This is a genomic window from Rhodoferax ferrireducens (assembly GCF_031458075.1).
GTDB classification, from domain to species: domain Bacteria; phylum Pseudomonadota; class Gammaproteobacteria; order Burkholderiales; family Burkholderiaceae_C; genus Rhodoferax_B; species Rhodoferax_B ferrireducens_A.
In genome coordinates this window covers 552,293-578,589 of sequence record NZ_JAVDXT010000001.1, presented here as the reverse complement: position 1 = coordinate 578,589, position 26,297 = coordinate 552,293, and the positions used below count along the sequence as shown (strand labels likewise).

Here is a 26,297-nt window from a genome sequence, read left to right as displayed (position 1 = left end):
ATCAAGCACCCTTACCAAACCATAAGCACTCTCTTTTCAATAGCTACTTACGCAATAACTGTGAGTGCCAGAGGCCAAAATCATTTGTTTTTTGGCCGGCCCGCTTCCCTTAGAAGCTGGTCCAGTCGTCTTCGTTGATGGCGGGCTTGGGAGCGCTCAACTTGACCACCGGCTTGGCGGCTGGCTTTGTCGCGGGCTTGCCAGCTGCTACGGGTGGACGGGCAATGGCAGCAGGCTTGGGAACCGCTGCGGCGCGGGGCGTATTGAGCTTGGCGGCAGCGGGACGGGGCGCTGCGGCACGCTGGGGCGCCGGCACGGCGGCACGCACGGGTGCGCGCGCAGCCGGCGCGACCTGCTGTACAGCACTGCCGTCCAGCTTGAACACCGCCACCACCTGCACCAGGTCCTGTGCCTGGTTGCGCAAGCCGTTCGCCGCGGCGGCCATTTCTTCGACCAGGGCCGCGTTCTGCTGGGTCGCCTGGTCCATCTGGGTGACGGCTTCGCCGACCTGGGCCACGCCCAGCGACTGTTCGGTGCTGGCGGCGCTGATCTCGCCCATGATGTCGGTAACCCGGCGGATCGAGCTGACCACCTCGGTCATGGTGACGCCGGCCTGGTCGACCTGGGCCGTGCCCTGGGCCACGCGCTCCACGCTGGCATTGATCAGGTTCTTGATTTCCTTGGCGGCTTCGGCCGAGCGGCCGGCCAGATTCCGCACCTCGCTCGCCACCACCGCAAAGCCGCGGCCTTGCTCGCCAGCACGGGCCGCTTCCACCGCGGCATTCAGCGCCAGGATATTCGTCTGGAAGGCGATACCGTCGATCACGCTGATGATGTCGGAAATCTTCTTGCTGCTGTCGTTGATGCCTTTCATGGTCTCGACCACCTGGGTCACCACATCACCACCCTGGATGGCCACGGTAGAGGCGCTCATGGCCAGCTGGTTGGCCTGGCGGGCGTTGTCGGCATTCTGTTTGACGGTGGAGCTGAGTTCTTCCATCGAGGCTGCGGTCTGCTCCAGCGCGCTGGCCTGGCTCTCGGTGCGGGCGCTGAGGTCGTCGTTGCCCTGGGCGATTTCGGCACTGGCAGTGGCCACGCCTTCGGAGCCGGAGCGCACATTGGCCACCACGCGTACCAGGCTGACCTGCATATCGTGCAGGCTGGACAGCAGCTGGCCCACTTCGTCGCTACGGTCGTTGGGGATATGCGCCGTCAGGTCGCCGGAGGCCACTTGGCGGGCCACGGCCGTGGCTTGCGCCAGGGGCCGGGTGATGGTGCCCGACAACAACCAGGCGATCAGGGTGCTGAGCGCGATGCTGACCACGCCCAAAGCCACCATCAGGCTGCGGCTGGCGGTGTAGTTGGCCTGGATGTCCTTCGCCACGGTGTCGATTTCGTCGCGCTGCTGTTTCACCAGGGCCTCGACCTTGGCGATGTAGGCCTTGGAAGCCGGCACGAACTTTTCGTCCAGCACCTTGCCGGCCTCTTCGGTTTTGTCTTCCTTCTTGAGAGCCAGGATTTCGTCACGCGCGGCGACGTAAATCTTGCGCTGCGCGCCGATTTCGGCGAACAAGGCTTTTTCCTTGTCGGTCGTCAGCAGCTCCTCCAGGGCTTTTTGCAGCTCGGCCGAGCTCTTGGACGAAGCTGCCTGGTCTTCCGCAAAATAAGCGGCCACCGAAGGGTCGCTGCTCTTGGCGATGGCACCGGTGCGGCGCACACCAGTGTGGATGTTCCGGTACCAGTCGCTGACCACCCGCTCGGTCTGCACCGGGCTCGCCACCATGTCCTGCGTGGCCTGGGCCACCGAACTCAGGCGCGACAGCCCCATGACGATGCTGATCAAGGACAAGATGAGCACCAGGGCAAAACCCAGGCCTAGGCGTTTGGCGGTGGACAGATTGGTAACAAAATTGGGCATAGCGTGTGTCTTCGGCAGTGACGACGAAGAAATGTGGAACAAAACAGGGTTATCGGCAGTTCTGCGGCACTCTCAAGCCATAGATAGGACTCTTCGCACCCCAGACCACCGCGCCAGAGGAAATCTGGTGCAATTATGCAGACACTATATTTTCAATAGCATTACACGCACGCAAGATATGCGCCGCAGGGTCTTTTTATCCCTACCCAGCGCACAAGCTGTGTAGGTTTAGGCTTGGCCAGCCGCGGCGGCGCGCAGCTTGTCCTTCTTGCTGGGCCGCTTGCCCTTGATGCCGCCGTTGGACGGCGCTGCCGGGGCCGCGTCGGCGCTGGGCAGCTCCACCGACTCAAAGCCCGCAATTTCTTCGCGCGACAGGCTCAGGCCTTGGCGCTTCTCGATCAGCGCAAAGTGGGCCGCCATGTCGGCGGTGACGAAGCTATAGGCCTCGCCGCTCTGCCCGGCCCGGCCGGTGCGGCCGATGCGGTGGATGTAGTCCACGGCCGAGCGTGGCAGGTCGTAGTTGACGACGACTGGCAGCTCGGTCACGTCGATGCCGCGGGCCGCCAGGTCGGTGGCCACCACCACATGCACGCGGCCGGCCTTGAAGTCGTCCAGCACCTGGGTGCGTTTGCCCTGGCTCAACTGGCCGTGGAAGGGCTCGGCCAGGATGCTGGCCTTGCGCAGCTTGTCGGCCACGATTTCGGCAGAGAACTTGGTGGCCACAAAGACCAGCACGCGTTCCCACTTGTTCTGTTGCACCAGATGCCGCAGCAGCTGGGTGCGTCGGCTGGCATCCACCGCAATCGCGCGCTGGGCAATGGCCGGAGCCGCCAGGTCGGTGGTGGGCGCAGCCGCCAGTTCGATGCGCACCGGCTCGCGCAGCAGCTGGGCGGCCAACGCGTCGATGGCGGGTGGGAAGGTGGCCGAGAACAGCAGGTTTTGCCGCTGTGCCGGCAGCAGGGTCAGCACACGGGCCAGCTCGTCGGCAAAGCCCAGGTCGAGCAGCCGGTCGGCCTCGTCCAGCACCAGGGCAGCCACGTTGGACAACTGCAGCGCGTTGTGGTCCACCAGATCGAGCAGGCGGCCCGGCGTGGCGACCACGATGTCGGCACCGCCGCGCAAGCCCATCATCTGCGGATTGATGGAAACGCCGCCAAAGATCACAGCGATTTTCAGCGGCTGCGGCAGGTGCTGGGCCAGGCCGCGGAACACCTCGGCCACCTGGGCCGCCAGTTCGCGCGTCGGCACCAGCACCAGCACGCGGGTGCGGCGCTTGCCGTCGGCACGCGGGGCTTCGGTCAAACGCTGCAGCAGGGGCAGCGCAAAGGCCACTGTCTTGCCGGACCCGGTGGGCGCTGCGGCCCAGACATCGGCACCGCGTACAACCGCCGGAATGGCCGCAGCCTGGATGGCGGTGGGGACGGTATAGCCCTGTTCGCGCACGGCGCGCAGCAAGGCGGGAGCAAGTCCCAGGGAGGCAAATGGCATGGAGGATGCGTCGGGCAAGACGTCGAAGAAGGGGTAGGAGTTTACCCCCACCCCCCAGGCGCTCAACGGCGCAGTGCCAGCAGACGGCGCGGCAGCCGGTTCAACAGCCCCACCAGCCAGCGCATCTGCCAGGGGAACACCCGCACCGCCTCGCGGCGCTGGATGGCCTGCGCGATGTGGGCCACGGCCTGGGCCTCGGACTGGACAAAGGGCTTGTGGCTGGCATCGCCATGGTTCAGCACGCGCAGCTTTTCGGTATCCACATAGCCGGGCACGATGGCGGTGACGGCGATGCCAAATGGCTGCAAGGCAATGCGGTAGCTCTCGCAAATGCCCAGCACGTTGCGCTTGGTCGCGCTGTACAGCGAGGCGCCGGGGTAGTCCTTCAGCAAGCCGGCAATCGACGAGACCGCCACCAGCTGGCCCGACTGCTGGGCCAGCATCTTGGCAGCCGCCAGCTCGAACGCATGGGCCAAGCCGCTGATATTGGTTTGCAGCATGCGCTGCGTGGTGGCGGCGTCCAGCACATGCTGCCGGGTGTTGAAGTAGAAGCCGGCGGCCACCACCACCAGGTCCAGGCGGGGCACGGCGAATTGATCGACCAGCTGGGCCAGCGCCGGCCGGTCGCTGATGTCCAGCGGAAATGCCTGCAACCGTGGATGCTGCTCCATCAACCCGGCCGGCAAGCGCGCCAGATCGCGCCCGCAGACCGCCACTTCGTCGCCCTGCTGCAGATAGTGCAGCGCCAATGCCAGGCCGATGCCGCTGGTGCCGCCGATGATCAGGACGCGCATGGCTGGGCCTGGTTGTAGCGGTCGGGGTTGCGCATGGCCGAGATGTCGTTCGGCTGGCGCCGGCGCAGCGCCTCCATGCCGCGCTGGTAGCCGTACTGCCACTGCGCGTCCATGTACTGCACATAGGTGGCGTAGCTGGCGGGCACGTTCAGCACGATGCGGTTGTGCAGCCAGTCCAGCCGCTTGCCGATCTGCTGGATGGGCAGCGCCGCGGTAATGTCCGAGGTATCGAACCACACATCGGCAAACTCGCCGTTGACCTGGCGCATGCGCTGGTTGCCATCCAGGCCCAGCACGGTGCGCCAGGCGGGGATAGAGAAGGTCTGGTCAAACGACTCCTTGAATTCGATCATCACCTCGTCGGCCAGCCGACGCGCCACTTCGATGGGGAACAGATCGACCACGCCACCCAGGTAGTTGTTAGCGCCATGGCTGTAGCAGGGGAAGTAATAGAAGTCGATGATCGACATGCAGGCCGCCGCATCCAGCGGCATCGTGGTGTCGGTCAGCACCGCATCGGCCAACGCATGGTTGCCCCATCGCGGGTCGGCAAACGGCGAAACCATGCCTTGCAGCAGCGCCGCCGCCCGCGGCTCGCAGAACACGGTCTGCGCAAATAGCTTGCGCGTGCCGCGCGCCTGCCCTACTTCACCAGGCCCGTACAGCAGCTTGCCGCCGATGGTGGCCACCGCCACCTCGGACGCAGCGGCCGGCGTGGGCAGCGGCAGATGGTGCGGCACTTCGAACAGGTAGTCGTTGAACAGATCCGGCAGCACCGGCGCCGGTGCCCGCGATAGCTTGCGCCGGGCCGCCTGCAGCAAGGTGCGGCTGATGCGCGCCCGCGGTGCCGGCTGCAGGCCTTGCCAGAACGCGTACATCTGCGGCGAGCTGAGCCAGGCCTTGCGCTGTGCGTCGTCGGGCAGCGCCTGGATGATGGCCGCCGCCAGCGCACCGCCGCAGGTGGCCAGCAGCAGATCGGGCGGACGGCCCGCATCCCGCGCCGCCGCATACATGCCCAGATAGATGCCGAAGCGGAAGCCACCGCCGGCGAACACCATGCAGCGTTGGTACTTTTGTGCCTGATTCATGCGGCTAAGATAACCCAAACAACGCAGCAAGGTAGCGCATGGACCCGGGGAGCGAGGTGAGAGTACGGCAGCGCCTGCTGCACCTGGGGCTGAACAGCCTGGTCTTTGGCATCTGCTATCTGCTGGCCAACCGGCTCGCGCAGCAGCAGGATATCCATCGCCATGTAGCGCTGGCGCTGGACGCGCAGATCCCGTTCTGGCCCTGGATGCTGCTGCCCTACCTGAGCAGCGGGCTCTGGCTAGGCGCCGCATTCTTTGCGCTGCGCAGCCGCGATGGCTTGCGCGTTTTCAGCCAGCGGCTGCTGCTGGCCACGGTGCTGGCAGCCCTGGTGTTTGTGCTGTATCCGCTGCGCTTCAGCCTGCCGCGGCCCGCGGTAGACACCCCCTGGCTGGCCGCCCTGTACGACATGCTGGCCTGGGTGGACCGGCCTTACAACCAGCTGCCATCGCTGCACGTGGCGTATTGCCTGCTGCTGTGGGTGTCCTTGCGCGATCTGCTGGCGCCGCTGTGGGCGCGCAGCCTGCTGGCCGGCGGCTTGCTGCTGACGGCGGTGTCTACGCTGTTCACCTACCAGCACCATCTGCTGGACCTGCTGGGCGGGGTGGCGCTGGGGAGCTTGTGCGTGTACGCGGTCCGGCCGGGGCGCAGCGCGCCGCAGGTGGCCTTGTACTACCTGGTAGCGAGTGGCGTGGCTGCCGTCGTGGGCCTGGCCACCTGGCCGGCGCTGCTCACGCTGTATGCGGTGCTCAGCCTGGGACTGGTCAGCCTGGCCTATGCCCGCGGCGACCGGCAGTTTCTGCACAAGCGCGATGGCCGGCACCCGTGGTGGATCGCCATTCTGTATGCGCCCTATCTGCTCGGCTACCGGCTGAGTTGGCGGGCCGTGGCCTGGCACGAGCGACACCGCCCCACTATCCAGCAAATGGCACCCCAGCTGTGGATAGGCCGCCGCCTCAGCGAGGCCGAAGCCCGGCTGCTGCCGACCGGCTGCAGCGTGTTCGACCTGTGCTGCGAGCTGCCGGAAACCCCGGCCCTGCGCCCATCGCAACACCAGCGCTACCGGCACTTTCCCCTGCTCGACATCGTGGCGCCACCGGCCGAGGTGGTGCAGGCTATCGTCGCCGCCCTGCGCCGCGAAACCGCGGCCGGCCATACCGTCTACCTGCACTGCGCCATGGGCTACCGCCGCTGCGTGCAGATTGCCAAAGCCTTTACCGAATCCACCCCATGAGCTTCTCAATCTACCAACTCAAGTCCCGCTTCCAGCAGCTGTTGCGCCCAGTGCTGGCCCAGCTCGCGCGCTGGGGCATCAGCCCCAACCAGGTGACGCTGCTGGCCATGGCCTTGTCGCTGCTGTACGGCGTGGCGCTGGCGCTGTGGCCGGGCGACTGGCGGCTGTGGGCTGGGTTGCCGCTGTGCATGCTCTTGCGCATGGCCTTGAACGCCATCGACGGCATGCTGGCCAACTTCACCGGGCAAAAGAGCCGCCTGGGTGCCGTGCTGAACGAGCTGGGCGACCAGGTATCCGACGCGGCGCTGACCCTGCCCTTCGCCCTGGCCGCCGGCGTCTACGCGCCCTTGCTGGTACTGGTGGTGCTGGCCGCGCTGCTGGTCGAATTTGCCGGCGTGCTGGCCCTGCTGGTGGGCGCACCGCGCCGCTTCGACGGCCCCATGGGCAAGAGCGACCGCGCGTTTGCGTTCAGCCTGCTGGCGCTGCTGCTGGCGGTTGGCGCCGGCAGCCTGTGGCTGAACGGCCTGCTCAGCCTGGTGTTGTTGCTGCTGGGCTGGACGCTGCTGAACCGCTTGCGGGCTGCGCTGCGGCTTCCCGCTGCGCCACCGACACCGTAAAGATTCCGGCGATCCCCACCTCGCTGCGCAGCTTGCGGCAGCCCACGCTGGCCACCAACGCGTCCATCTCGGCCTGCGGCCGTGGCCGCATCTGCCAGGCCCGGCCCAGGTGGTTGTTCAGGGTCTTGGCGATCATCAGCAGCTGCGGGTGCCAGGGCTGGCCGGTGTAGACCAGATGCCCGCCCACCTTGAGCTGCTGGGCGATACCCTGCAGCGACTGCAGCACCCGCTGGTTGTCGCTGAACAGCTCGTACAGGCCGGAGACGATGACGATGTCGTACGGCGCCTCGTCTTCGGGGTAGCTGTCGGGGTCGAAGGCGTCGCGGCGCTGGAAGGCGATGTGGTTCTTCAGCTGCAGCTCCATGCTGAGTTCCTGCGCCTGCTCCAGGTTGCGCGGGTTGATTTCACGCAGGGTGATTTCCAGCGGCCGGTCCTGGAAGCGCTTGGCGGTTTCCAGCACGTAGCGGCCGCTACCGGCGGCGATATCGAGTATGCGCAGCGGCTGGTCGGCCGGGTACTGGGCAATCAGCTCGCCCAACAGCCCCTGCAGCTGCACCTTGCGCTGGCGGATGCCGCGCCAGCCGATGGCGTCCAGATAGCCCTGGTCGATCACCGCGCCCACGCCCAGGCGGCCGCCGGCCTGGTTGCGGTACACGTAGTCGAGCGAGGCACCGGAATCAAAGCCCTGGCTCAGGCCGATCTGCATGCCGTTGCTCAGATGGCCCAGACGGTCCAGCATGGCTTTTTGCAGGCCGAAGAAAGCCTTTTCCCAGGCGCTGCCCACCATGTCCTGCTGCAAGGCCTGGTAACGGTGGGCGCTGGGGCTGTGGGTATGGGCCAGGTGGTAGTCGCTCAGCGGCGGCAAGGGCTGCGCAAAGCATTCCTCGATAAAGGCCTGGCTGGCCTGCAGCGCTTGCTGGGCCTGCGGCTCGTCTTCATAAAAGATAGCGTGGTGACAATCGGGGATCAGCACAAAGCGCTTGAAGCGCGAGGCCAGGCCGTCGAAGAAGCGGCGCTGCGGCGCCTGCTTGACCACGTAGTCCTTGTCGGCCGCCAGCATCAGCACCGGGGTGTCGATGGCGTGGGCATCGTCGACCACCCGCTGGGCGGTGTCGGCCAGATCGATCAGCACCCGGGCCGAGATGTTGCGGGTGATCAGTGCGTCGCTGTCGTACAGCAGGGCCTGGCCCGCGGAATGCGTGAGCATGCGCGAACGGATGTAGCTGGTAACGCGCAAGCCCGGCTTGAAGCGCAGCGCCAGCCGCAGCGCAGGCTTGGCCAGCGGCACATACAGGTTGATGTCGAAGGCAGCGGCCGCCATCACCACGCCGCGCACCCGCGGCGCAAAGTCGTGCAGCCAGGTGGCGGCGATCACCGCGCCCACGCTGTTGGCCACGATGAAAATGTCTTCCGCGGCAATGCCATGGGTGGCCTGCAGATGCCGGACGAAGGCCTCAAAGTCCTGCACCAACGCATAAAAGCTGGGCGCATCGCCGCGCTCGCCGGGCGAATGCCCGTGGCCGCGCGCGTCCCAGGCAAACGCCCAGTCCTGGGTAAAGCCCAGCTGCTCGACCAGCGGCTGGATGCGGCCCGAATGCTCATGGCCGCGGTGCAAAAACACCAGGGCCCGCGGCGGCCCGTCGACCCGCGGCTGCACAGGCTGCCAGCTGCGGTAGAACAAGCGGGTACGGTCAAAACTGTCGAAGCCAGACTCTTGGGTGGTCCAGGCGGTAGGTAAAGAGGGGGTCATGCCAAAGTCTCAAATTAAATGGTCATAGCATCAGGCCGCAGTACAGCAAGGGCGCGGTCAGCACCAGGCTGTCCACGCGGTCCAGAATGCCGCCATGGCCGGGGATCAGCTGCGAAAAATCCTTGATGCCCAGGCGGCGCTTGGCGGCAGAAAACACCAGGTCGCCGGCGACACCGGCCAGCGACAGCAGCAGGCCCAGCGCCAGCAGCAGCGGCAGGCCGGCCAGTTGCAGATACAGGCCCAGCGCCACCGATACGGCCAGGCTGGCCAGCACACCACCGACCAGGCCCTGCCAGGTTTTGTTGGGGCTGATGTGCGCCGCCAGCCGGTGTTTGCCAAAGCATTTTCCGCTGACGAACTGGGCAATATCGTTCAAGGCCGTCAGCGCAAACAGGTAAAAGAACCAGGCCAAATTCACGGTGCTGGAAGGCGTCAGCTGCAGCAGGCTCGGCAAAAAGCTCAGCCCCGCGCTGAGCAGCAAAAACAGCAGCAACAGGATCTGCGCAGGCTGGCGACGCAACCCGCAGTACACGGCCTGCGCCAGCAGCAAGGCCAGCAGCAGCGCGGTAGCCATGGCCGTGCTGTGCAGCGCCAGCGCGGTCTGCAGCAGCAGCACCGCCACGCACACAGCCTGGAAGCGCCAGCGCGGCCCAACATAGTGCGTGCTCAGCTCGCGCAGCGCCAAGCTGGCGATCAACAGCGACAGCAGCACCGGCCCCACCGGGTACAGCAGCATGCTCAGGCTGACCACCGGAAAGATGCGCCACCAGGCATTGATCTGCTGGCGCAGCGCGCTGTCGGGCGCGGTCCAGCGGCCGGCACCCAGGCTGGCCAGGGCCAGCACACCGTACAGCAGCAGCATGGCCACCCAGATGCGCGGCGCCATGGCGGTGCCGGCCAGCGTGGCTACAGAAGAATCAGACATCGGAAAAATGGGAGCATACGCAACTCAGCATGCTACAACTAATATAGCTACCCGCGCCGATGAAACCTGCGCAAACGGCTTGGTTTATCCACATTTTCAATTACAAAATGTAAGTATCCCACGGGCGGCTACCCGGCCCCATCTGGGCCAGCCAGGCCCCGGGCGACAGGCCGAAGCTACCTTTGAAGCGCCGGTTGAAATGGCTTTGGTCGGCAAAGCCCGCAGCCAGCGCCACCTGGGCCAGCGGCTGGCCCGCCAGCAGCGCGGTCTGGGCCTGGCGCAGGCGCACAGCATTCAGGTACACATGCGGCGGTACGCCAAAGCGCTTGGCAAAGGCCCGGCTCAGATGGACCCGCGACAAGCCCACCTGCTGGGCCAGCCGCTCGACCGTCAGATCCTCGGCAAAGTAAGTGGCGATGTAGTCGCGCGCCTGTTCCATCCGGTCGCGCCCGGCGTCCAGGCAGTCGGATACGTCGCCAGTGTGTTCACCGTAGCGTTGCAACAGGCCGATCAGCGCGGCGCTGGCCAGCGCCTCGGCGCGCAGCCGCTCCTGCGGCTGGGCGGCGGCGGCCAGGGCCTGGTGCAGGGCCTGGGCGGCCTGCGGGTCATGCGCCAGCGGCTGCCGAAAGTAGGCGGCCACCCGGGTGCCGGCCGCGCCGTCGCGCCAAGCCTGCAGCACGGCCGGCTCCAGGTACAGCATGGAATAGCCAAAGCCTGCGTCGGTGCCACGGCTGCCGTCGTGCGGCTCGTCGGGGTTGAACAAAATCACATCGCCGCGCTGGCTCGCATGGCGAGCGCCGCGGCACTGGAAGGTCTGCACGCCGGTATGGGTCAGGCCGACGGCGTAGGTGGGATGGCTATGGCGCTCGAACGCATGGGCGGTGAAATGGGCTTGCATCAAGGTCATGCCCGCGCCAGCGCCGGGCTGGAAATGGGCCCAGTCGGTACGGGTGTGCGTCAAATGGCCGTCCATGCAACATTTGTCCAATACGAAGATGCGCTGCGCGCGCAGACTGCGGATTTTTGATTCAACAGGAATACCGCATGCCTTTGCAGACTATCGATCTTGCCAGCAAACTAAGTCAGTTCAGCGGACATTTTGCACCGCGCACCGTCGCCTTGTTCAACGGCCACGACGTGATGGTGGCCAAAATCCTGGGCAGCTTTTCCTGGCACTCGCATGCCGACAGCGACGACTTCTTTCTGGTGCTGTCTGGCCGGCTGTTCCTGGACCTGCCCGACGGCCTGAGCCTGCAGCTGGACCCGGGCCAGATGTTCGTCGTACCCAAGGGCATGGAGCACCGGCCGCGGGCCGATGTGGAGACCCATATCCTGCTGATCGAGCCCACCGGCACGCCCAACAGCGGCGACCCTGCCACCGCCGCACCGCGCCGCTTACTCTGACGGACCGCCGTGCCGGGCCCGGCTGTCGGCCGGCGCCTGTTCGCGTTCGTGCAGGCCGTAGTCGCGCAGCACCGAGGCAATCCGCAAACGGTAGTCCTGGAAGATGGACGCCCTGCCCTTGGCCTGGGCCGCGCGGTGCGCCTCCAGCTGGCGCCACTGCTGGACCGCGGCCTCGTCGCGGAAGAAGGACAGCGACAGCAGCTTGCCCGGCTGGCTCAGGCTCTGGAAGCGCTCGATAGAGATAAAGCCGTCGATCTGCTCCAGCAGCGGCCGCAGATCGGCGGCGATGTCCAGATATTCCTGCTGGTGTTCGGGCTGGGGGATGACTTCAAAAATGACGGCGATCATGGGGTCTCCTTGGAAGTGGAAAAGACGGGAATGCGCGCGTTCAGCGACGGGCGGTAGTGCCAGGCCAGCCGCGCGTTGTCCAGAAGAGGCAACAAAGCCTGCACGGCTGCGGACGCAATGCTGCAGGCCAGGGCCTGGCCTGGGCAGGCATGGGGGCCGTGGCCGAAGCCGTAGTTGCGGTAGCCCGCGCGGTCCAGCTCCAAGGCGTCCGGCCGCGCATGCAACGCCGGGTCGCGGTTGGCGGCCGCCAGCAGCAGCAAGATGGTGTCGCCCGCCGCCAGCTGCACACCGGCTACGCGGGTCGGCTCGGCGACGAAGCGGCGCGTGTTCTGCACGGCAGGGTCCAGGCGGCTGACCTCCTGCACCAGGGCCGCCATGCGCTCCGGCGCGGCCCGCAGCGCATCCCGCAGGCCGGGCTGGGCCTGCAGGGCGACGACGCTGTTGCCGATCAACCCCGCGGTGGCGTCATAGGTTTGCGACAGCAGGCCGACCAGATTGGCCCACAGCGCGTCGGCCTGGTTCCAGCCTACGGCCTCTACCTCCTGCTGCACCCGGGCGGCGAGGCTGTGGGCGGGGGCCGGACTCTGCTGGAACAAGCTCCGCAGCGCCTGCGCGGCCACCGAGGCCTGGGCCAGCTGCACGGGCGTGCCCAGCGGCGACAGGCAGGCCACGAAGTCGGCGGTCCAATCGGTAAGCTGGGGCCAACTGGCAGCGTCCAGCCCCAGCAGGCGGGCCAGCACCTGGCTGGGCAGGCGATGGCTGGCCGCGTGCAAGGCCTCGGCCAGCGGTGCGCCCGGCACCACGCCCAGGGTCGCAGCAGCTTCCAGCGCATAACGCTGCACGGTGTGCAGCGGCACCGCGGCCAGGGCGCGCTGCAAGGCCAGCTTGGGGCGGGCGTGCGGGTCGCCGTCGTTCATGCGCACCAGCTGGCCGAACAGCCTGCCGGCCGCCGAGCCGGCGATGGCCTGCGGCACGGGCTCGGCCAGCGGGCGGACCCGGCAGAGCGGGTTCAGCAAAACCTCGTCGACCACCGTGGCCCGCGCCGCGGTCCACAGCCGCAGTTCGGTATCGAACCGCAGCGGCGGGCCGGCACGCAGGCTGGCGTAGTACGGATAAGGATTGGCATGGGTCGGGGCGGCGAGAGCGTGCATGGTGGGCATGGCGGCTTGTGGGCGGATAGAGGCTGCAGTATGCTGGCGCCGCCGCCACAACGATTCGCTCACCACCGCAGCATGCTTGTAGAACTTGCCCCCACCGACAACGCCGATAACCAGTTAGCCCGCGTTGCCGCCGCGATTGCCGAGCCGGCCCGCGCGCGCATGCTGTGCTGCCTGATGGACGGCCACGCGCGCACCAGCACCGAGCTGTCGGTGGTGGCCGAGGTCAGCCCGTCCACCGCCAGCGCGCATCTGGCCAGGCTCAAGGACCAGCAGCTGGTCACGCTGGTCTGTCAAGGCAAGCACCGCTACTACCGCCTGGCCAGCAGCGATGTGGCCAGCGCGCTGGAGGCGCTGCTGGTCATCGCCGGCACGCCGCGCAGCCGGTTTGTGCCGCCCACGCCCAGCAAGCTGCGCCATGCGCGCACCTGCTACGACCATATCGCCGGCGCGCTGGGTGTGGCGCTGGGCGACCGCATCCTGGCCCATGGCTGGCTGCTGCCGCAGGTGGCGGACGAAGGCAGCTACGCGCTGTCGGCCCGCGGCGAGCAGGTGTTCGAAGGCCTGGGCATCGACGTGGCCGCCACCCGGCAGCTGCGCCGCCGCTTTGCCTGCGCCTGCCTGGACTGGAGCGAGCGCAAGCCGCACATCGGCGGCGCGCTGGGCGCAGCGCTGCTGCAGCTGAGCCTGCGCCGCGGCTGGGTGCGGCAAGACCTGGACAGCCGGGCGCTCAGCACCACGCCGCTGGGCCAACGCGAGCTGCCCGCCGTGTTTGACCTGCGGGAGCCCGCCCATGGCTGAGCCGCTGGACATCACCACCGAACGCCTGCGGCTGCGCCCCTGGCAAGACAGTGACCGCGCGCCCTTCGCCGCCATGTGCGCCGACCCGGCGGTGATGGAGTTCCTGCTGCCGGTGCCCGACCGCGCTGCCAGCGATGCACTGCTGGACCGCGTGCAGGCCGGCATCACCGCGCGCGGCTGGGGCTTCTGGGCCGTGGAGCTGCGCAGCACGCAGACCTTCATCGGTTTCATCGGCATCCAGGTACCGGGCGCGCAGCTGCCGTTTTCGCCCTGCGTGGAAATCGGCTGGCGCCTGGCCGCCGCCCACTGGGGCCGGGGCTACGCGACCGAAGGCGCGCGGGCCGCGCTGGCCTATGGTTTCGAACGACTGGGGCTGGATGAAATCGTGGCCTTCACCACCGTGCACAACCAGCGCTCGCGCGCGGTGATGCAGCGCCTGGGCATGCAGGCCGACCCCGACACGTTCAAGCACCCGGCCGTACCCAGCGGCCACCCGCTGCAGGAGCATGTGCTGTACCGCCTGCCACGCAACCGCTGGGGTCCGGCATAAATACTATGGTTTTAATAGCTGTCAGCGCAGGTATCTATTGCGCCAGAGGCCTAAAACACTCACAATTTTAGCCATGACCCTTGACACGCCCCAGCCTCCTGCACACGACGCCGGCCTCCAGGCCCAGACGCTGGTGGAAAGCTTTTTGCGAACCATCATGGTCCCCGACCCTGAGGGCGCACGGGCCTTTGTGTCGCCCGCGCTGCGCATCCGCTTCACCGGCGGTCGCGAGATGCGCGACCCCAGCGAATGCAGCCGCTTCAACGCCGGCCGCTATGCCTGGGTGAAGAAGCGCTTCGAGCAGACCGATGTGGTGGCCGGCGCCACCGATGCCGAGGCCATCGTCTACAACATCGGCACGCTGTACGGCACCTGGCCCGACGGCACCGCCTTCGAGGGCAACCGCTATGTAGACCGCTACATCGTGCGCGACGGCCTGATCGTGCAGATGGATGTGTGGAACGACAGCGCCGAATGGCTGCTGCAGCGCGCAGGGCTGGCGGTATGACGCACAGCACCACCTCTACAAAAGGCATGGTCACCAGCCCGCATGCGCTGGCCACCCAGGCCGGGCTGGACGTGCTGGCCGCTGGCGGCAACGCGATCGAGGCGGCGATCGCCATCACCGCCTGCCTGTGCGTGACCTACCCGCATTTCGCCGGCCTGGGCGGCGACGCCTTCATGCTGATCGCCGACAAGAGCGGCCAGGTACAAACGATCTCCGGCATCGGCCAGGCGCCGCAGCATCTGCCCCACTACAGCGGCAGCATCCCGGTGCGCGGCCCGCAGTCCATGCTGACCAGCGCGGCCCTGGTCGATGTGCTGGGCCAGGCCTACGGCATCAGCCGCGACGGCTGGGCCGGCCAGCACAGCTGGCAGCAGCTGCTGGCGCCAGCCATAGGCTTCGCCCGCGACGGCTTTGCCATGTCCGACTCCGAGCGCTTCTGGCTGGAGCTGCGCCTGCCCGACGCCGCCAGCCTGCCCGACATCTATGCCAACTTGCTGGTCAACGGCGAGATCCCCGCACCGCACAGCGTGCGCCAGCAGCACCCGCTAGCCAGCACCCTGGAAACCCTGGCGGCCCGCGGCCCACGCGACTTCTACGAAGGCCAGCTGGCCGCGCGCGTCGCCAAGGGCCTGGCCCAGGCCGGCTCGCCGCTGACCGCGGCCGACCTGGCCCAGACCCGGGCCCGCATCGAAGCCCCGCTGCGCACTGCCTACCGCGGTGGCACTCTGCTGGCGCACCGCCCACCGACCCAGGGTATCACCACGCTGGAGACCATGGGCATCCTGCAGCGATTCGACCTGCGCAGCATTCCCGAGGGCAGTGCCGACTACTACCATCTGCTGGTCGAAGCGGTGAAGCAGGCCTTCATCGACCGCAACCGCCATGTGGCCGACCCCGAGCAGGTAGAGGTGCCCATCGAGCGCCTGCTGTCGGCCGCGCACCTGGACCACAAAGCCCAGCAGATCCGCATGGACCAGGCCCTGCCCTGGCCGCACCCCTTCCAGACCGGCGACACGGTGTACATCGCCGCGGCAGACAGTGCGGGCAATGCGGTGTCGATGCTGGCCACCATCTACTTCGACTGGGGCAGCGGCGTGCTGGTGGGCGACACCGGCCTGCTCTGGCACAACCGCGGCTCGGCCTTCTCGCTGGACCCCAAGCACCCCAACTGCCTGGCGCCGGGCAAGCGGCCGTTCCACACGCTGAACCCCGGCATGTACCTGCAGAACGGCAAGCCGACCATCCTGTACGGCACCCAGGGCGCCGACGGCCAGCCGCAAACCCTGGCAGCCATCCTGACGCGCATGATCGACTACGGCATGGACCCGTACACCGCGCTGGCCCGGCCGCGCTTTCTGCTGGGCAAGACCTTCTCCGACGCGCGCGACTCGCTGAAGCTGGAACAGGACGTGCCCGACGAGGTGTTCCAGGAACTGGCCCGGCGCGGCCATGCGCTGAGCCCCATCCCCGCCCAGAGCCCGCTGATGGGCCATCCGGGTGCGATCCGCATCGACCAAGCCACGGGCCAGATGCAAGGCGCCCACGACCCGCGCAGCGATGGGCGGGCCATGGGCTTGCCGGCCCGTGCATGATGCTCTTGCTATTTATTATGTAGCTGCTTGCGCAGATGAACTATGCGAAAGCAGCCGAAAAGCCTGCAAAATGCGGCGTCACGGAAGTGCGCACCCGCCCCCCGGAACCGCAAGGAGGCCAGGGTCAAGGCGCCGGAGTTCACTTATTTGGAGCAGTTGGAAGCGGGGACGCTGTAGTGGCGGTCAAACTGCCCACGAGCCGCAATGCGGAGACAATCCAGCCATGACACAAGGCAAGCGAATCTCTCCCCATATTGGTAACGATGCAGTGCAGTCCATCAAGGACATGGGTGCCGCGGCCAAGTGCGCCCGTGTGGCCGCAGGCGATGGGCAGTCCGCTGCCGCGACCCGTCTAGGCGTTCACGTCCAAACCATTGCCCGCATCGAGTCGGGAGAGCCGGGCGTGGCCATTGGACATGTGCTTGGCATGCTTGCGCTATACGGTATCACCGTGCAATTGCAGTCGCCGGAAGCCGCACCGCATCATTAACATCGCCATCCGGTGTACAGGAAAATAGGAGCATGAACGGTGAAGTATGTTTTCAACGTGTTCGGCCGCATCATTGCCATGGAGCGAAGCCACGGTGCGTGGACGGGCTTCCAAATTAGCCCCGAAGGGAAACGTCGGCCGGTGGAGCTCGCCGTCCCTTCGGACATTGACCACAGCGAGCTTGCCCAGTATTTGTACGACGTCTACCACGAGGATGCGACGCCAACCAACGGCGACGTGTTCGAGATTCTTCCCCAATGAACCTGGCTTAGGCCAACGACAGTTCGGCTTAGACGCATACATCGCGAACTAGATGCCGCCGACATGAAGTGTCAGCGGGCAGCCGCCGGCCAGGAGTGGGCATTGTGGAGAGGAAATGCCCGGGTTGCGCTAGAGTGACCTGCGGGGCCAAGAGGTCTACACTGAGGACGCCGCGGCGGCTGACCCGGCGCGCACCCTGCAGCGGCGGTGCTCCGGGGCCGCCACAGGGCGCGTGTCCTCCGGCCGGGCAGGTCATGTCGATGTGGCTTCCTGTCATGCGTCGAAGGGATACGAGGCGCTTTCAAGCGAGCGCACCGACTCGTCAACCCAACAGGAGTGAAGACATGTCATACATCGATGGTTTCGTGATCGCGGTCCCCACCGCCAACAAGCAGAAGTTCATTGAGCACGCGCGCCAACTCGACCCGATATTCATCGAGCTGGGCGCACTCCGTGTGATCGAGGGTTGGGGCGATGACGTCCCCGACGGCAAAGTCACCGATTTCCGCCGCGCAGTCCAGGCGACGGCCGAGGAGTCGGTGGCCTTTTCGTGGATCGAATGGCCGGACAAGGCCACGCGCGACGCCGGCATGAAGAAGATGATGGAAGACCCGCGCATGGATCCGTCCACACCCGGCAACCCGCCCATGCCCTTCGACGGCAAACGCATGATCTTCGGCGGCTTCGAACCGGTGGTCGAAGTGAAAGCTTGAGCGGCGGGGCGCGCGCCGCCCCTCGACCCGCCTCGCGCCACGGCGGGCGCCTGGTGCAAACTCTCGGCCCGCAGGCAGGCGGCCCCGGGACTTCGCGCAGCGCCCCGCGCTCCGGGCACCATCAAAACGCCGAACACATCCCCTGGTGCAGTCGCCGTATGTCGCCTCCCGAATTGAGCTAATGCACGTCATCACCTGGAATTGCAACTTTGAGTCAGATGTTGATTGAAGGTTATACCGTCGACGAGGTTCTTCAGTTCTCCAACGAGGAAATGAGAATGCTCATACTCCGAGACGAACCACTTGTTTTTGAAGTCGGGAGCGCCAATCTGCTGGGCCGATTCAAGGTGGCGGACGATGCGCTCGTGATGGAGCTTGCACATGTCGACGGTGGAGGTGACGGTGCTCTTCCGAGCCTTGCGTCACTGGCATCCAGCTATGCGAAGCGCGAAGGCCTCGCCTTCGTCGAATGGCGAGTGCATGCGGTTCATTGCGCTATGCCCAATCTAAAGCTCCGACGTGTACTTGAGCGACGAGGGTTCATCGTCCGCCACATTGATACTGTGGGCGAGTGTTACTGGGCGAAAATGCCGCTCAATACGGAGTAACGGCAGACTGTACCCGGCCAGGAGCCGACATTCGCGGCTGTCATCAAACCTCTCATTAGCGGACGTTCGGGACATCGGCCAAACACCTTAGCCAAGCCGTATGAGCAATCAAACAGATTTCGACAAGCTTGTCGCGTTCTTGAAGCGTGTCCCAGCGATACCACCTTCAGCATTTGGCACCGGCAAATTCGACGATGGGAATTGGTGGGTCAAATTCTCGATTGATATCACCCACCCCCTAGCTTGGCACGTGGTGCAAGAGTTTGGCGGCGTCCTTAACTATCTGTCCCTCAACGAGCGGTTGCCCACAGTCTTCATGCCGGTGTCCCCGGCACCATATCTCAACGGCGGGCCAGATGAGTTCTTGTCGTGGGTCATCGAGTCCAAAGACCCAAAGTTCAACCCAGACACGGCCGCAGAATGGTTGGAGAGCCGTCTTCCCAGGCCCGTGGAAGAACCCGCGCAGTGGATAGCGGAAGACCACGGCTAGCCTGCTAGCAGATTGCGACCAGAACAGGACGTTCAAGCCGGCCTGCCAGTTGTCCATAGTTTTGATGATGGCCGGGGCGGCCGGCATTCCATGCTGCGGCAACATACGGCCAAGAGCTGAATTGGCCACATTTTCTTTCCCCACATGGAAGTCCGAGCATTTAAGCGTGCGGGTCCTGGAAGGACCGGCTGGCAGTTGCGGGCATGACTTAATCTGAGGAACAGCTGACCATGGGACTCTCTTTCGCTTGGACTGCGGTTAAAGGCCTACCGGCTGCGGATGCACTTTCGCGGCTTTTACTCGGTCCCACCGAGGAGACATGCGATTTTCCTTTCAATGCCGTAGCTAGCCATGTCTTGCCGAACCAATGGTTGATGGTGGCGGCCGGAACCTGCAATCACCGAATCATCAGCTCGGACAGCATGGCCGCGTTGTCCAAAGGGTGCCAAGCTGTCGCCTGCGCCATCGAAGAGCACGTAGGGTTTTCGATGGCCGAACTCTGGCTCGATGGTGAGCAGGTCTGGCAGGTTGAGTATTCTGCCGACCGTCCAGATGTATTGTGTTGGTCCGGCACGCTTCCGGACCGGTTTGAAACCCTGCACGCTTCTGCAGAACCCGACGACAGCGACAATCTTGAAGGCTTCTTCCTGATGGACATTCCGGTCATGATGGCCAAAGATATCGCGGGCTATCGCCACGACGAAGACAACCCTGACTTTGACGCTACGCCGTTCCAGCTTCTGGATGATTTGCGGCCAAAGAGGCCTTGGTGGAAGCTCTGGCCCTAAGGGCATGAAAAAAGCCAAAAAGCGGCCAATACCGGACAGTTCTCGCTATCTCGCAAGCTCGGCAATAAGCGGTCCAATGTTGCGGGCGTTTGCTAATCGCTAAACATTAAAAAAAGCCACGTATGAGTTACCACCTCACAATTCTCCGGACCGCAAACGGAAAGCTCCACAGCATTACGCTTGATGAAGCTCGTGCGGCCGCGTCGCAGCGGGGTGGTTGGATTTTCAACGGGGCGCAAAACTCATTTGAATTGACGAATAGTGAGGGCTCCGTCACTCTTTGGTTTCAAGATGGACAGTTGTGGACTAATTCTGCTGAAGCCTGGTTATTTGCACCTTTGTTAGCACTCGCTGAGCTGCTTGGTGGGAGGGTACGAGGCGATGAATTTGAAACGTATCAGTCGGCGGAGGTCACATTTTTCCACCCCGATGATGTTCCTCTAAGAAGAGAGGCTGAGGCCGCCTCAAAGCTGCTTGTCGAGAAAAACATCCGGCAGGAAAAACGCATTCGAAATGGGATTGTCGGTTTCTTCGTAATCTTGGGTTTTTTGGGGTTTGCGATTGGTAAATGGTTTGAAGGCAGATGATGGCGAACCGCTTGACCTCCACGCACTAAACTGCAAGATGGTCGGCTCATTGCCGCTGCCGGCCAAAAGCCGTCATACGCTAGGCGCGTTGATTGAGGAGATTTCGTATGAAGCTGGTATACAGGTTCGCGTTGCTCATAACCATGGCGATTGCTAGTTTTCCGAGCTTTGCCGAGCTGGTCGGTGTTGTCATCACGCCTGATGGCTATGAAGTTGGAGAAATCAAATCAAAACTGGCGACGCCCGCGGTGGATGAGGTTGTTCGCTTGAGTCCATCGCGAGTCTTGATGCTGGTTTGCCTCGCTACGCCGCCAGCCAAAATTATTCAGTTTGAGAGGGAGTTCAGAGCGCGGCACAAGGCACCCCTTCAGCTCGCAACTTCGGACAAAGCGTGTCCAACCAAAGGCTCGCGCGCGTAATGTCCGCGTTCGCCGCCAGAAGCGGACATTGACTGCAATTAGTACATGAATGGCTTCTGATGAAAGAGAACGACCATGCAGAACAAGACGACATCACGCCGCGAATTTGTTGCCGGCAGTCTCGCTGCCGCGCTCGGTGGCGCAATTCCTTTCAACGGGAGCTCCGCCGCTGAAAAACCCGGTGATTGGGCCGAATCGAAGGATTCCGGCGTTGATCAGGCCGGCGTTCAGAAAGTCTTGGATGACGCCCGGTCCTTAAAGGCACTTAGGAGTGTCGTTGTCATCAAGAATGGCTCTCTGGTGGCGGAACAATATTATGGGGGCGTGGCCGCGACTGATCTACAGGCAGTCAACTCAGTCACCAAAAGCATCGCCTCAATACTCGTCGGGGCTGCCATCGAGCAGGGAAAGATCAAGAGCCTTTCCGAGACGGTCGGCTCGCTCTTGCCCGCGGCAGCTGAGAGGGCACCTCACAGCGCCGTGCTCGCGATTACGCTTGAGCAAATTCTCAGCGATACCTCTGGCTTGGTCTACGACTTTCAAACCGGCGTGCGTGCCTTGGAGGCAGCGGAGGATCCTGTCTCGTTTGTTCTCGGACTTCCGGTTGATCCGCAACAGGTGGGAAAGTGGGTGTACAACGACGCTGCGATTTCGTTGCTATCCCCCATCCTTGTCCAGGCGCAAGGCATGTCCGTTGACCAACTTGCACAACGCGATCTCTTCAGTCCGTTGGGGATCGAAAAGATTGCTGCGGCCAAAGATCGGGCAGGAAACTTCCTGAGCTATCGCGGGCTTCGGCTGCGCGCTCGCGATCTTGCCAAGGTCGCTTGGACAATGACCAACGGTGGCCGATGGGGCGACAAGCAAATCGTTCCACTTGAGTGGGTCAAGGAGAGCACCCGCCCTCACGTCCTAACCACTTGGGGTGCGACACCGATGCGCAGAACCGGCTACGGCTATCTGTGGTTCACGGGTGACTTGGGTGAGCGCCCTGTGGTGTGGGCCTGGGGTTACGGCGCTCAATTTGCGCTTGTCGTTCCGTCGCTTCGGCTCGCCGTGGTGACCACGGCAACTAACCCGAGTCCTGCCGACTTGGTTGCACAAAACAACGCAGTGATGACTATGGTGGCGCAGATCGTCGCGGTTGCTGAATGACAGCTTTCGAGTTGCATCAAAGTCAACTTTGGGCCCGCTGGAGCCGGGCCAGATAAGGCAGAATTCGGCCAGAACCGGACTTACGATTGCTCCATCCAACCAAGTGACCTTGAGGAACATTTTGAGAGTTACTCTCGCCGACGGGCGTTTCGCGGAAATCGATACCGAGGGCCAATCCTTAAACGTCTTCGAACCGGACGGTTCGAAGCTCTTCATGGTGGCCCCGCCCGAGCATGCAGGGTTTTATCAGTTCGCGCGCCATGCTGTGCACGGCGAATGCCCAATCGTGTCGTTTGAACCCGGCCATGCCATCAATGGCTGGACGGACTGGTACTACAGAGTCGATGTCAGCGGTCAGTTCGTCGAAAGGCTCAATCCTTGGCGATAACCTTGAACAACGACAGGACCCGGCCAGGAGCAGCCATCCTATGAGTGCTTCACAAATCAGGTTCGTGGTTTACCTTGTCGGCGTTGTGGCGCTTGGACTATTTCAGCAAAGCGTCAGGGAGAGTCTTGGTTCTGACGGATGGGCCTTTGCCGTTGTCGTTGTTTATCTCGTCTGCCTTCGTATTCTGGGCTCTCTTCTGGCTCGTTTGATGAAAGCCAAGTGACCGCTTCGGAGACAAGCGCACTTCCGCTTCGGGCCCAAACCCAACTTTCACCCTACCCTAAAGCAGACGCTCGACTTGCTCACCGATAGCGCCGTTGCGAAGGTACATATTGCCACTCTGTGCTGAATGACTTGGGTTCATGGCTTCTTGCATTTCCATTCGACGCATTCCCGAGCACCCCGCCAGCAGCTTGGGTTTGCCCCGACGATTGGCGTCAGCGGGGGAAGGGACGGATGGCAATGTCCGGCCCCTGCTGCACACGCCGCACCACACCCGCTGGATCGAAGTACACCCAGAACCACATGTCCTCCGTGTCTCTCCATCGGTAGGACCAGATATCGCCGTTCCACGACATCACGCCGTCCACCTTGGCGGGCGGGCCGAAGGCCCACAGGATGTCGGCACGCGTAGTGCTGCCCGATAGGTCAACCTTGGCGAACTCGCTGGGTTTCAGCACCTCGCGCGACTGCAGAACGCGTCCATTCGCGTCGAGGTCGACCATCACCACCGACTGCCCCATCGGCTGGCGCGAATACTGCAGCCGGTGTATGCCATTGCGGTCCAGTTCGGCCGTGGGGCGGCCCCAGGACGACAGGACTTCATCGCGGCTCATGCCGGGGGTGATGGCGCAGCCGGCCAGGGCGAGCAGCAGCAATGAAAAAACAGCGAAAGCGAAACGGCGCATTGCAGCAATCCTTGAAGAACGGTGGGATATGTCTGCCAGACCCAGCAAGCAGTGCAGACCCGATTGGAGACTCTACCCTGCGAGGGTAAAGCGCTTGCGAAATGGCCGAATCACCCTGCTTGGCGCTGGGTTGAGACGCGCAGAATGCACGTCGGCCGCTGGCCTACTACTTTTTTAATAGCTAACAACGCAGACACCACCTGCGCTAGCGCGGTATTTCGACCTTGACACCGTCCATGGTGCAGCTTTTGCCGGTGCGCCGGCACTGGTCGTCGTCGCGCCAGTAGTTACCGTGGCTGACGCAGCCGGTCTGGCAGATCACCCGGTCGGCGGCATCGGCGTGCGGCGCCAGGTCTTCAGCGGCTTCTGGCTCCAACCGTGCCAGGCTTTCGCGCAGCCAGGCCAGCATGGTGTCGCGCAGGATGGCGCGGCCGCGCAGGCGCACGATCTGGGCTTGCAAGGCGGCGATCTGTTGCGCGTGGTCACTGACCAGCACCGACACCCGCGCCTGGGCGCCGGCCAGCATGCGCACCAGCGCCGCGTGTTCGCAGGCCACGTCGGACAGGGCCGGTGCAACCGGCTTGCGGATGAGATGGATACGGGCTTCCTGGATCAGCATCAATGTCTCCTCTTCAGGTTCAGGCCATGAGTAGTTGCAGGTTGCCGTCGGCATCGCGCACCGGGTGCACGTCGACCTGCCAGATGCGGCGCACGGTGGCTTCGCTCAGCACGTGGGCCGGCGGGCCATCGGCCTGGACCTGGCCGTTTTGCAGCAGCAGCACCTGGTCGGCGTAGCGCAGCGCCAGGTTCAGGTCGTGCAGCACCGCCACCACGCCGACGCCGTGTTCATGCGCCCAGCGGCGCGCCAGGCGTAGCACCGCGTGCTGGTGGTGCACGTCAAGCGCGGCCGTGGGTTCGTCCAGCAGCAGCCAGCGGCTGTGGCCGGGCACGGGCTCCCAGATTTGCGCCAGCACGCGGGCCAGCTGGGCCCGGGCCCGTTCGCCGCCGCTCAAGGTGTTCAGCACGCGCTGCGCCAGGGCCTGCACGCCGGTGGCCTGCATGGCGCGCTGCACGATCTCGGCCTCCTGCGAACTGGGCTGCTGGCGGTGCGGATAGCGGCCCAGCTCGACGACATCCTGCACGGTGTAGTCAAAGGCCACCGACAGGTCTTGCGGCAGCAAGGCGCGGCGCCGCGCCATCAGCAGCGGCGGATACGCATCCAAGGCCTGGCCATCCAGCAGCACCCTGCCCTGGCTGGGCTTGCGCTGGCCGCACAGCAGCGACAACAGGCTGGACTTGCCCGCGCCGTTCGGCCCCAGAATGGCCGTGAACTGGCCTGCGGCAAAGCGTGCCGACACCGAATCCAGCAGAGTCGCGCCGCCGACGCGGCAGGACGTAGCCCGGGCTTCGAGATAGGCGCTCATACCCGGCCCTTGAACTGGCGCAGCAGCAGCAAGAAGAACGGCACGCCGACAAAGGCCGTCAGCACGCCCAGCGGCAGCTCGGCCGGCTGCACCACGGTGCGCGCCACGCTGTCGGCCAGCAGCACCAGGGCCGCGCCCAGCATGGCCGAGCCCGGCAGCACGATGCGGTGGTCGGGCCCGGCGACCAGACGCACGCAATGCGGCGCCAGCAGGCCGATGAAGCCGATCATGCCGGTGGTGGCCGTCACCGCGCCCACGGCCAGCGCGGTGATGGCGATGGCGCGGCGCTTGGTGCGCTCCACGTCCACGCCCAGCAGGGCTGCCTGGGCTTCGCCCAATGCAATGGCATTTAAGGGCCTGGCGCAGGTAATACCTGCACCAACAGCTATCAAAACAATAGTAAACACCAACATCACCGCACTCCAGCGCGCGCCGCCCAAGCTACCCAGCAACCAAAACTGGATGCTGCGCAGCTGCTCGTCGCTGGCCAGAAAGGTCAGGTAGCCCAGGCCGGCCCCGGCCAGCGCGTTGATGGCCACGCCGGCCAGCAGCATCAGGCCGACGCGGGTGCCGCCCTCGGACTGGGCCAGCAGGTAGATCAGCACCGTCACCGCCAGGCTGCCGGCAAAAGCCATGGCCACCAGGGTCCAGCTGCCCAGGGTGCGCGGCAGGTCCGGGAAGTAGCGGCTGCCCAGCACGATGGTGATGCCGGCCGCCAGCGCCGCGCCGCTGCTGACGCCGATCAGGCCGGGGTCGGCCAGCGGGTTGCGGAACAGGCCTTGCATCAGCGCACCGGCCATGCCCAGGCCCGCACCCGCCGCCAGGCCCAGCAACAAGCGCGGCAGGCGGATGTTGAGAAACACCAGCTGCTCGGGCGAACCATCGAGCCCGCCGAAGGCCGCGGCCCACAGCGTCTTCAGGATGTCGGCGAGGTCGATCGCATAGGCGCCGCGTGCGCTGGCGTTGAGCAGACTCAGCAGCACCAGTGCGCCGCCGAGCAGCAGCACCTGCGGCCCGGCGAGCCGACGGGTATGCAGGTTCATGCGAGCACGATGCGCTGGTGTAGCGCACGCACGGTGGCCGGCATGCGCGGGCCAAAGCCCAGCAGCTCCAGCGCGTCCAAGTGCACCAAGGCCTTGGTCTTGAACGCCGGGGTCAGCGCCAGCTCGGGGCGCGACCAGAACTTGTCCAAGCCGCCCTGCGCTTCTATGCCCTGGGTGCTGGTCAATATCAGATCGGGCGCTGCGGCGGCCATGGCTTCGGCGGTCATGGGCCGATAACCATTGAAACCGACCATCACGTTCTGCGCGCCGATGAAGCGCAGCATGGCGTCGGCCGCGGTCTTCTCGCCCGCCACCTGCACCGTGGCGGAATGCGACAGGATGAACAGCACCTTGGGCTTGCGGCCCTTGAATTGCGCCACCACTTGCTGCGTGACCGCCCAGTCGGCATCCAGCCTGGCCTGCAGCGCGCGCGCCTGGGTTTCGCGGCCGGCGCCGCGGCCCACGGCCTGCAACTTGCGCTGCACCTCGGCCCAGCTGTGGTCGGACGCGATCAGATCGACCTTGACGCCGGCGCTGCGCAGCTGGGCCATCACCACCGGCGGGCCGGCCTCGGTGGTGCCGATCACCGCGTCAGGCTTCAACGCCAACAGGCCTTCGGCCGACAGGCTGCGCATATAGCCGACCTTGGGCGTGTTCTGCGCGGCCAGCGGGTACAGGCTGGTGGTGTCGGTGCCGACCAGTTGGGCTTCAGCGCCCAGGGCGTAAACGATTTCGGTAATGGCGCCGCCCACCGTCACCAGGCGCGGCAGTTTGGCCGTCTGCGCCTGGAGCACAGCAGGTGCAAGCGTAGCGCTGGCGGCCCAGCAAAGAACCTGCCTGCGACCTATTCG

32 protein-coding genes are annotated in these 26,297 nt (G+C 65.0%); 18 read left to right on the top strand and 14 right to left on the bottom strand.

Annotated features, from left to right (window positions below; genetic code table 11):
* Nucleotides 1-109: 109 nt before the first annotated feature.
* The 4 genes from J2X19_RS02800 to J2X19_RS02785 all read right to left on the bottom strand — a co-directional run bounded on the left by J2X19_RS02800 (nucleotide 110) and on the right by J2X19_RS02785 (nucleotide 5,288).
* On the bottom strand, nucleotides 110-1,918 hold the full coding sequence (locus tag J2X19_RS02800; RefSeq protein WP_310370437.1) for a methyl-accepting chemotaxis protein: 1,809 nt from the start codon (nucleotides 1,916-1,918) through the stop codon (nucleotides 110-112).
* A gap of 228 nt (nucleotides 1,919-2,146) precedes the next feature.
* Entirely contained in the window at nucleotides 2,147-3,406 is a 1,260-nt protein-coding gene (locus tag J2X19_RS02795; protein ID WP_310370435.1) for a DEAD/DEAH box helicase, read from the bottom strand.
* Nucleotides 3,407-3,468: 62 nt separating this feature from the next.
* On the bottom strand, nucleotides 3,469-4,200 hold the full coding sequence (locus J2X19_RS02790) for an SDR family NAD(P)-dependent oxidoreductase (protein ID WP_310370433.1): 732 nt from the start codon (nucleotides 4,198-4,200) through the stop codon (nucleotides 3,469-3,471).
* A complete protein-coding gene (locus J2X19_RS02785) occupies nucleotides 4,188-5,288 on the bottom strand; it encodes a patatin-like phospholipase family protein (RefSeq protein ID WP_310370431.1) in 1,101 nt (366 codons plus the stop codon). The genes J2X19_RS02790 and J2X19_RS02785 overlap by 13 nt, the downstream gene beginning before the upstream one ends.
* Nucleotides 5,289-5,326: 38 nt before the next feature.
* Between J2X19_RS02785 and J2X19_RS02780 the strand changes: the two genes are divergently transcribed.
* Entirely contained in the window at nucleotides 5,327-6,520 is a 1,194-nt protein-coding gene (locus tag J2X19_RS02780; RefSeq protein ID WP_310370429.1) for a phosphatase PAP2 family protein, read from the top strand.
* Complete coding sequence (locus J2X19_RS02775) at nucleotides 6,517-7,137, top strand: CDP-alcohol phosphatidyltransferase family protein (protein ID WP_310370427.1); 621 nt, start codon at nucleotides 6,517-6,519, stop codon at nucleotides 7,135-7,137. Before J2X19_RS02780 ends, J2X19_RS02775 begins: the two co-directional genes overlap by 4 nt.
* Here J2X19_RS02775 and J2X19_RS02770 read toward each other — a convergent pair.
* The 3 genes from J2X19_RS02770 to J2X19_RS02760 form a co-directional block, all read right to left on the bottom strand.
* Nucleotides 7,049-8,887, bottom strand: coding sequence for a bifunctional alpha/beta hydrolase/class I SAM-dependent methyltransferase (locus J2X19_RS02770; RefSeq protein WP_310370425.1), 1,839 nt, complete (start codon nucleotides 8,885-8,887; stop codon nucleotides 7,049-7,051). The two genes, J2X19_RS02775 and J2X19_RS02770, sit on opposite strands and share 89 nt — an antisense overlap.
* A 22-nt stretch (nucleotides 8,888-8,909) precedes the next feature.
* On the bottom strand, nucleotides 8,910-9,812 hold the full coding sequence (locus tag J2X19_RS02765; protein WP_310370423.1) for a phosphatidate cytidylyltransferase: 903 nt from the start codon (nucleotides 9,810-9,812) through the stop codon (nucleotides 8,910-8,912).
* Nucleotides 9,813-9,912: 100 nt separating this feature from the next.
* Entirely contained in the window at nucleotides 9,913-10,785 is an 873-nt protein-coding gene (locus J2X19_RS02760) for an AraC family transcriptional regulator (RefSeq protein WP_310370421.1), read from the bottom strand.
* Nucleotides 10,786-10,856: 71 nt separating this feature from the next.
* On the opposite strand from J2X19_RS02760, the gene J2X19_RS02755 reads away from it, so the two are divergent.
* Complete coding sequence (locus J2X19_RS02755; RefSeq protein WP_310370419.1) at nucleotides 10,857-11,216, top strand: cupin domain-containing protein; 360 nt, start codon at nucleotides 10,857-10,859, stop codon at nucleotides 11,214-11,216.
* Here J2X19_RS02755 and J2X19_RS02750 read toward each other — a convergent pair.
* Nucleotides 11,208-11,564 carry an antibiotic biosynthesis monooxygenase family protein gene (locus J2X19_RS02750; RefSeq protein ID WP_310370417.1) on the bottom strand — a complete coding sequence of 119 codons (357 nt, stop codon included), beginning with the start codon at nucleotides 11,562-11,564 and terminating at the stop codon, nucleotides 11,208-11,210. The genes J2X19_RS02755 and J2X19_RS02750 overlap by 9 nt on opposite strands.
* A complete protein-coding gene (locus tag J2X19_RS02745; protein ID WP_310370413.1) occupies nucleotides 11,561-12,715 on the bottom strand; it encodes a cytochrome P450 in 1,155 nt (384 codons plus the stop codon). Before J2X19_RS02745 ends, J2X19_RS02750 begins: the two co-directional genes overlap by 4 nt.
* 81 nt (nucleotides 12,716-12,796) lie before the next feature.
* Here J2X19_RS02745 and J2X19_RS02740 point away from each other — a divergent pair, with 81 nt between their 5' ends.
* The 15 genes from J2X19_RS02740 to J2X19_RS02670 all read left to right on the top strand — a co-directional run bounded on the left by J2X19_RS02740 (nucleotide 12,797) and on the right by J2X19_RS02670 (nucleotide 22,294).
* Nucleotides 12,797-13,522: an ArsR/SmtB family transcription factor gene (locus J2X19_RS02740; RefSeq protein ID WP_310370411.1), complete on the top strand. Its 726-nt coding sequence runs from the start codon at nucleotides 12,797-12,799 to the stop codon at nucleotides 13,520-13,522.
* On the top strand, nucleotides 13,515-14,072 hold the full coding sequence (locus J2X19_RS02735; RefSeq protein WP_310370409.1) for a GNAT family N-acetyltransferase: 558 nt from the start codon (nucleotides 13,515-13,517) through the stop codon (nucleotides 14,070-14,072). Before J2X19_RS02740 ends, J2X19_RS02735 begins: the two co-directional genes overlap by 8 nt.
* A 73-nt stretch (nucleotides 14,073-14,145) precedes the next feature.
* A complete protein-coding gene (locus J2X19_RS02730) occupies nucleotides 14,146-14,580 on the top strand; it encodes a nuclear transport factor 2-like protein (RefSeq protein ID WP_310370407.1) in 435 nt (144 codons plus the stop codon).
* Nucleotides 14,547-16,172, top strand: coding sequence for a gamma-glutamyltransferase (gene ggt, locus J2X19_RS02725; protein WP_405048585.1), 1,626 nt, complete (start codon nucleotides 14,547-14,549; stop codon nucleotides 16,170-16,172). The genes J2X19_RS02730 and ggt overlap by 34 nt, the downstream gene beginning before the upstream one ends.
* A gap of 223 nt (nucleotides 16,173-16,395) precedes the next feature.
* Nucleotides 16,396-16,662: a helix-turn-helix domain-containing protein gene (locus tag J2X19_RS02720; RefSeq protein WP_310370403.1), complete on the top strand. Its 267-nt coding sequence runs from the start codon at nucleotides 16,396-16,398 to the stop codon at nucleotides 16,660-16,662.
* A gap of 39 nt (nucleotides 16,663-16,701) precedes the next feature.
* Nucleotides 16,702-16,923, top strand: coding sequence for a DUF7661 family protein (locus tag J2X19_RS02715; protein WP_473198103.1), 222 nt, complete (start codon nucleotides 16,702-16,704; stop codon nucleotides 16,921-16,923).
* Between the two features lie 344 nt (nucleotides 16,924-17,267).
* A complete protein-coding gene (locus tag J2X19_RS02710) occupies nucleotides 17,268-17,636 on the top strand; it encodes a DUF1428 domain-containing protein (protein ID WP_310370401.1) in 369 nt (122 codons plus the stop codon).
* A gap of 218 nt (nucleotides 17,637-17,854) precedes the next feature.
* Nucleotides 17,855-18,244 (top strand): hypothetical protein, encoded by a 390-nt coding sequence (locus tag J2X19_RS02705; RefSeq protein ID WP_310372622.1) that lies wholly within the window; start codon nucleotides 17,855-17,857, stop codon nucleotides 18,242-18,244.
* Nucleotides 18,245-18,344: 100 nt separating this feature from the next.
* Nucleotides 18,345-18,734, top strand: coding sequence for a hypothetical protein (locus J2X19_RS02700; protein WP_310370399.1), 390 nt, complete (start codon nucleotides 18,345-18,347; stop codon nucleotides 18,732-18,734).
* A gap of 230 nt (nucleotides 18,735-18,964) precedes the next feature.
* Nucleotides 18,965-19,522: a hypothetical protein gene (locus J2X19_RS02695; RefSeq protein ID WP_310370397.1), complete on the top strand. Its 558-nt coding sequence runs from the start codon at nucleotides 18,965-18,967 to the stop codon at nucleotides 19,520-19,522.
* 122 nt (nucleotides 19,523-19,644) lie between these two features.
* On the top strand, nucleotides 19,645-20,109 hold the full coding sequence (locus J2X19_RS02690) for a hypothetical protein (protein ID WP_310370395.1): 465 nt from the start codon (nucleotides 19,645-19,647) through the stop codon (nucleotides 20,107-20,109).
* Nucleotides 20,110-20,216: 107 nt separating this feature from the next.
* Nucleotides 20,217-20,528: a hypothetical protein gene (locus J2X19_RS02685; RefSeq protein ID WP_310370393.1), complete on the top strand. Its 312-nt coding sequence runs from the start codon at nucleotides 20,217-20,219 to the stop codon at nucleotides 20,526-20,528.
* Nucleotides 20,529-20,603: 75 nt separating this feature from the next.
* The gene (locus J2X19_RS02680; RefSeq protein WP_310370391.1) at nucleotides 20,604-21,683 is read left to right on the top strand and encodes a serine hydrolase domain-containing protein; all 1,080 of its coding nucleotides are present in this window, start codon (nucleotides 20,604-20,606) and stop codon (nucleotides 21,681-21,683) included.
* A gap of 121 nt (nucleotides 21,684-21,804) precedes the next feature.
* Nucleotides 21,805-22,071 (top strand): hypothetical protein, encoded by a 267-nt coding sequence (locus J2X19_RS02675; protein ID WP_310370390.1) that lies wholly within the window; start codon nucleotides 21,805-21,807, stop codon nucleotides 22,069-22,071.
* A 40-nt stretch (nucleotides 22,072-22,111) separates the two neighbouring features.
* Nucleotides 22,112-22,294, top strand: a complete 183-nt coding sequence (locus tag J2X19_RS02670; RefSeq protein WP_310370388.1) for a hypothetical protein — start codon at nucleotides 22,112-22,114, stop codon at nucleotides 22,292-22,294.
* 214 nt (nucleotides 22,295-22,508) lie between these two features.
* On the opposite strand, the gene J2X19_RS02665 is transcribed toward J2X19_RS02670, so the two are convergent.
* From J2X19_RS02665 to J2X19_RS02645, 5 genes are all read right to left on the bottom strand, one after another.
* Nucleotides 22,509-22,979: a hypothetical protein gene (locus J2X19_RS02665; protein WP_310370386.1), complete on the bottom strand. Its 471-nt coding sequence runs from the start codon at nucleotides 22,977-22,979 to the stop codon at nucleotides 22,509-22,511.
* A 205-nt stretch (nucleotides 22,980-23,184) separates the two neighbouring features.
* Complete coding sequence (locus tag J2X19_RS02660; protein ID WP_310370384.1) at nucleotides 23,185-23,598, bottom strand: hypothetical protein; 414 nt, start codon at nucleotides 23,596-23,598, stop codon at nucleotides 23,185-23,187.
* Between the two features lie 19 nt (nucleotides 23,599-23,617).
* The gene (locus J2X19_RS02655; RefSeq protein WP_310370382.1) at nucleotides 23,618-24,403 is read right to left on the bottom strand and encodes a heme ABC transporter ATP-binding protein; all 786 of its coding nucleotides are present in this window, start codon (nucleotides 24,401-24,403) and stop codon (nucleotides 23,618-23,620) included.
* A complete protein-coding gene (locus J2X19_RS02650) occupies nucleotides 24,400-25,446 on the bottom strand; it encodes a FecCD family ABC transporter permease (RefSeq protein WP_310370379.1) in 1,047 nt (348 codons plus the stop codon). Before J2X19_RS02650 ends, J2X19_RS02655 begins: the two co-directional genes overlap by 4 nt.
* Nucleotides 25,443-26,294: a heme/hemin ABC transporter substrate-binding protein gene (locus J2X19_RS02645; RefSeq protein ID WP_405048616.1), complete on the bottom strand. Its 852-nt coding sequence runs from the start codon at nucleotides 26,292-26,294 to the stop codon at nucleotides 25,443-25,445. Before J2X19_RS02645 ends, J2X19_RS02650 begins: the two co-directional genes overlap by 4 nt.
* Between the last annotated feature and the right edge of the window lie 3 nt (nucleotides 26,295-26,297).

Coding starts and splice junctions, on each gene's coding strand:
- J2X19_RS02745 (WP_310370413.1), bottom strand. CDS start 12,715: ATGCACGCTCTCGCCGCCCCGACCCATGCCAATCCTTATCCGTACTAC.
- J2X19_RS02655 (WP_310370382.1), bottom strand. CDS start 24,403: ATGAGCGCCTATCTCGAAGCCCGGGCTACGTCCTGCCGCGTCGGCGGC.
- J2X19_RS02765 (WP_310370423.1), bottom strand. CDS start 9,812: ATGTCTGATTCTTCTGTAGCCACGCTGGCCGGCACCGCCATGGCGCCG.
- J2X19_RS02755 (WP_310370419.1), top strand. CDS start 10,857: ATGCCTTTGCAGACTATCGATCTTGCCAGCAAACTAAGTCAGTTCAGC.
- J2X19_RS02705 (WP_310372622.1), top strand. CDS start 17,855: ATGTTGATTGAAGGTTATACCGTCGACGAGGTTCTTCAGTTCTCCAAC.
- J2X19_RS02740 (WP_310370411.1), top strand. CDS start 12,797: ATGCTTGTAGAACTTGCCCCCACCGACAACGCCGATAACCAGTTAGCC.
- J2X19_RS02775 (WP_310370427.1), top strand. CDS start 6,517: ATGAGCTTCTCAATCTACCAACTCAAGTCCCGCTTCCAGCAGCTGTTG.
- J2X19_RS02685 (WP_310370393.1), top strand. CDS start 20,217: ATGAAGCTGGTATACAGGTTCGCGTTGCTCATAACCATGGCGATTGCT.
- J2X19_RS02790 (WP_310370433.1), bottom strand. CDS start 4,200: ATGCGCGTCCTGATCATCGGCGGCACCAGCGGCATCGGCCTGGCATTG.
- J2X19_RS02660 (WP_310370384.1), bottom strand. CDS start 23,598: ATGCTGATCCAGGAAGCCCGTATCCATCTCATCCGCAAGCCGGTTGCA.
- ggt (WP_405048585.1), top strand. CDS start 14,547: ATGGCTGCTGCAGCGCGCAGGGCTGGCGGTATGACGCACAGCACCACC.
- J2X19_RS02690 (WP_310370395.1), top strand. CDS start 19,645: ATGAGTTACCACCTCACAATTCTCCGGACCGCAAACGGAAAGCTCCAC.
- J2X19_RS02710 (WP_310370401.1), top strand. CDS start 17,268: ATGTCATACATCGATGGTTTCGTGATCGCGGTCCCCACCGCCAACAAG.
- J2X19_RS02785 (WP_310370431.1), bottom strand. CDS start 5,288: ATGAATCAGGCACAAAAGTACCAACGCTGCATGGTGTTCGCCGGCGGT.
- J2X19_RS02800 (WP_310370437.1), bottom strand. CDS start 1,918: ATGCCCAATTTTGTTACCAATCTGTCCACCGCCAAACGCCTAGGCCTG.
- J2X19_RS02720 (WP_310370403.1), top strand. CDS start 16,396: ATGACACAAGGCAAGCGAATCTCTCCCCATATTGGTAACGATGCAGTG.
- J2X19_RS02770 (WP_310370425.1), bottom strand. CDS start 8,887: ATGACCCCCTCTTTACCTACCGCCTGGACCACCCAAGAGTCTGGCTTC.
- J2X19_RS02670 (WP_310370388.1), top strand. CDS start 22,112: ATGAGTGCTTCACAAATCAGGTTCGTGGTTTACCTTGTCGGCGTTGTG.
- J2X19_RS02735 (WP_310370409.1), top strand. CDS start 13,515: ATGGCTGAGCCGCTGGACATCACCACCGAACGCCTGCGGCTGCGCCCC.
- J2X19_RS02700 (WP_310370399.1), top strand. CDS start 18,345: ATGAGCAATCAAACAGATTTCGACAAGCTTGTCGCGTTCTTGAAGCGT.
- J2X19_RS02780 (WP_310370429.1), top strand. CDS start 5,327: ATGGACCCGGGGAGCGAGGTGAGAGTACGGCAGCGCCTGCTGCACCTG.
- J2X19_RS02760 (WP_310370421.1), bottom strand. CDS start 10,785: ATGGACGGCCATTTGACGCACACCCGTACCGACTGGGCCCATTTCCAG.
- J2X19_RS02680 (WP_310370391.1), top strand. CDS start 20,604: ATGCAGAACAAGACGACATCACGCCGCGAATTTGTTGCCGGCAGTCTC.
- J2X19_RS02665 (WP_310370386.1), bottom strand. CDS start 22,979: ATGCGCCGTTTCGCTTTCGCTGTTTTTTCATTGCTGCTGCTCGCCCTG.
- J2X19_RS02750 (WP_310370417.1), bottom strand. CDS start 11,564: ATGATCGCCGTCATTTTTGAAGTCATCCCCCAGCCCGAACACCAGCAG.
- J2X19_RS02650 (WP_310370379.1), bottom strand. CDS start 25,446: ATGAACCTGCATACCCGTCGGCTCGCCGGGCCGCAGGTGCTGCTGCTC.
- J2X19_RS02795 (WP_310370435.1), bottom strand. CDS start 3,406: ATGCCATTTGCCTCCCTGGGACTTGCTCCCGCCTTGCTGCGCGCCGTG.
- J2X19_RS02695 (WP_310370397.1), top strand. CDS start 18,965: ATGGGACTCTCTTTCGCTTGGACTGCGGTTAAAGGCCTACCGGCTGCG.
- J2X19_RS02730 (WP_310370407.1), top strand. CDS start 14,146: ATGACCCTTGACACGCCCCAGCCTCCTGCACACGACGCCGGCCTCCAG.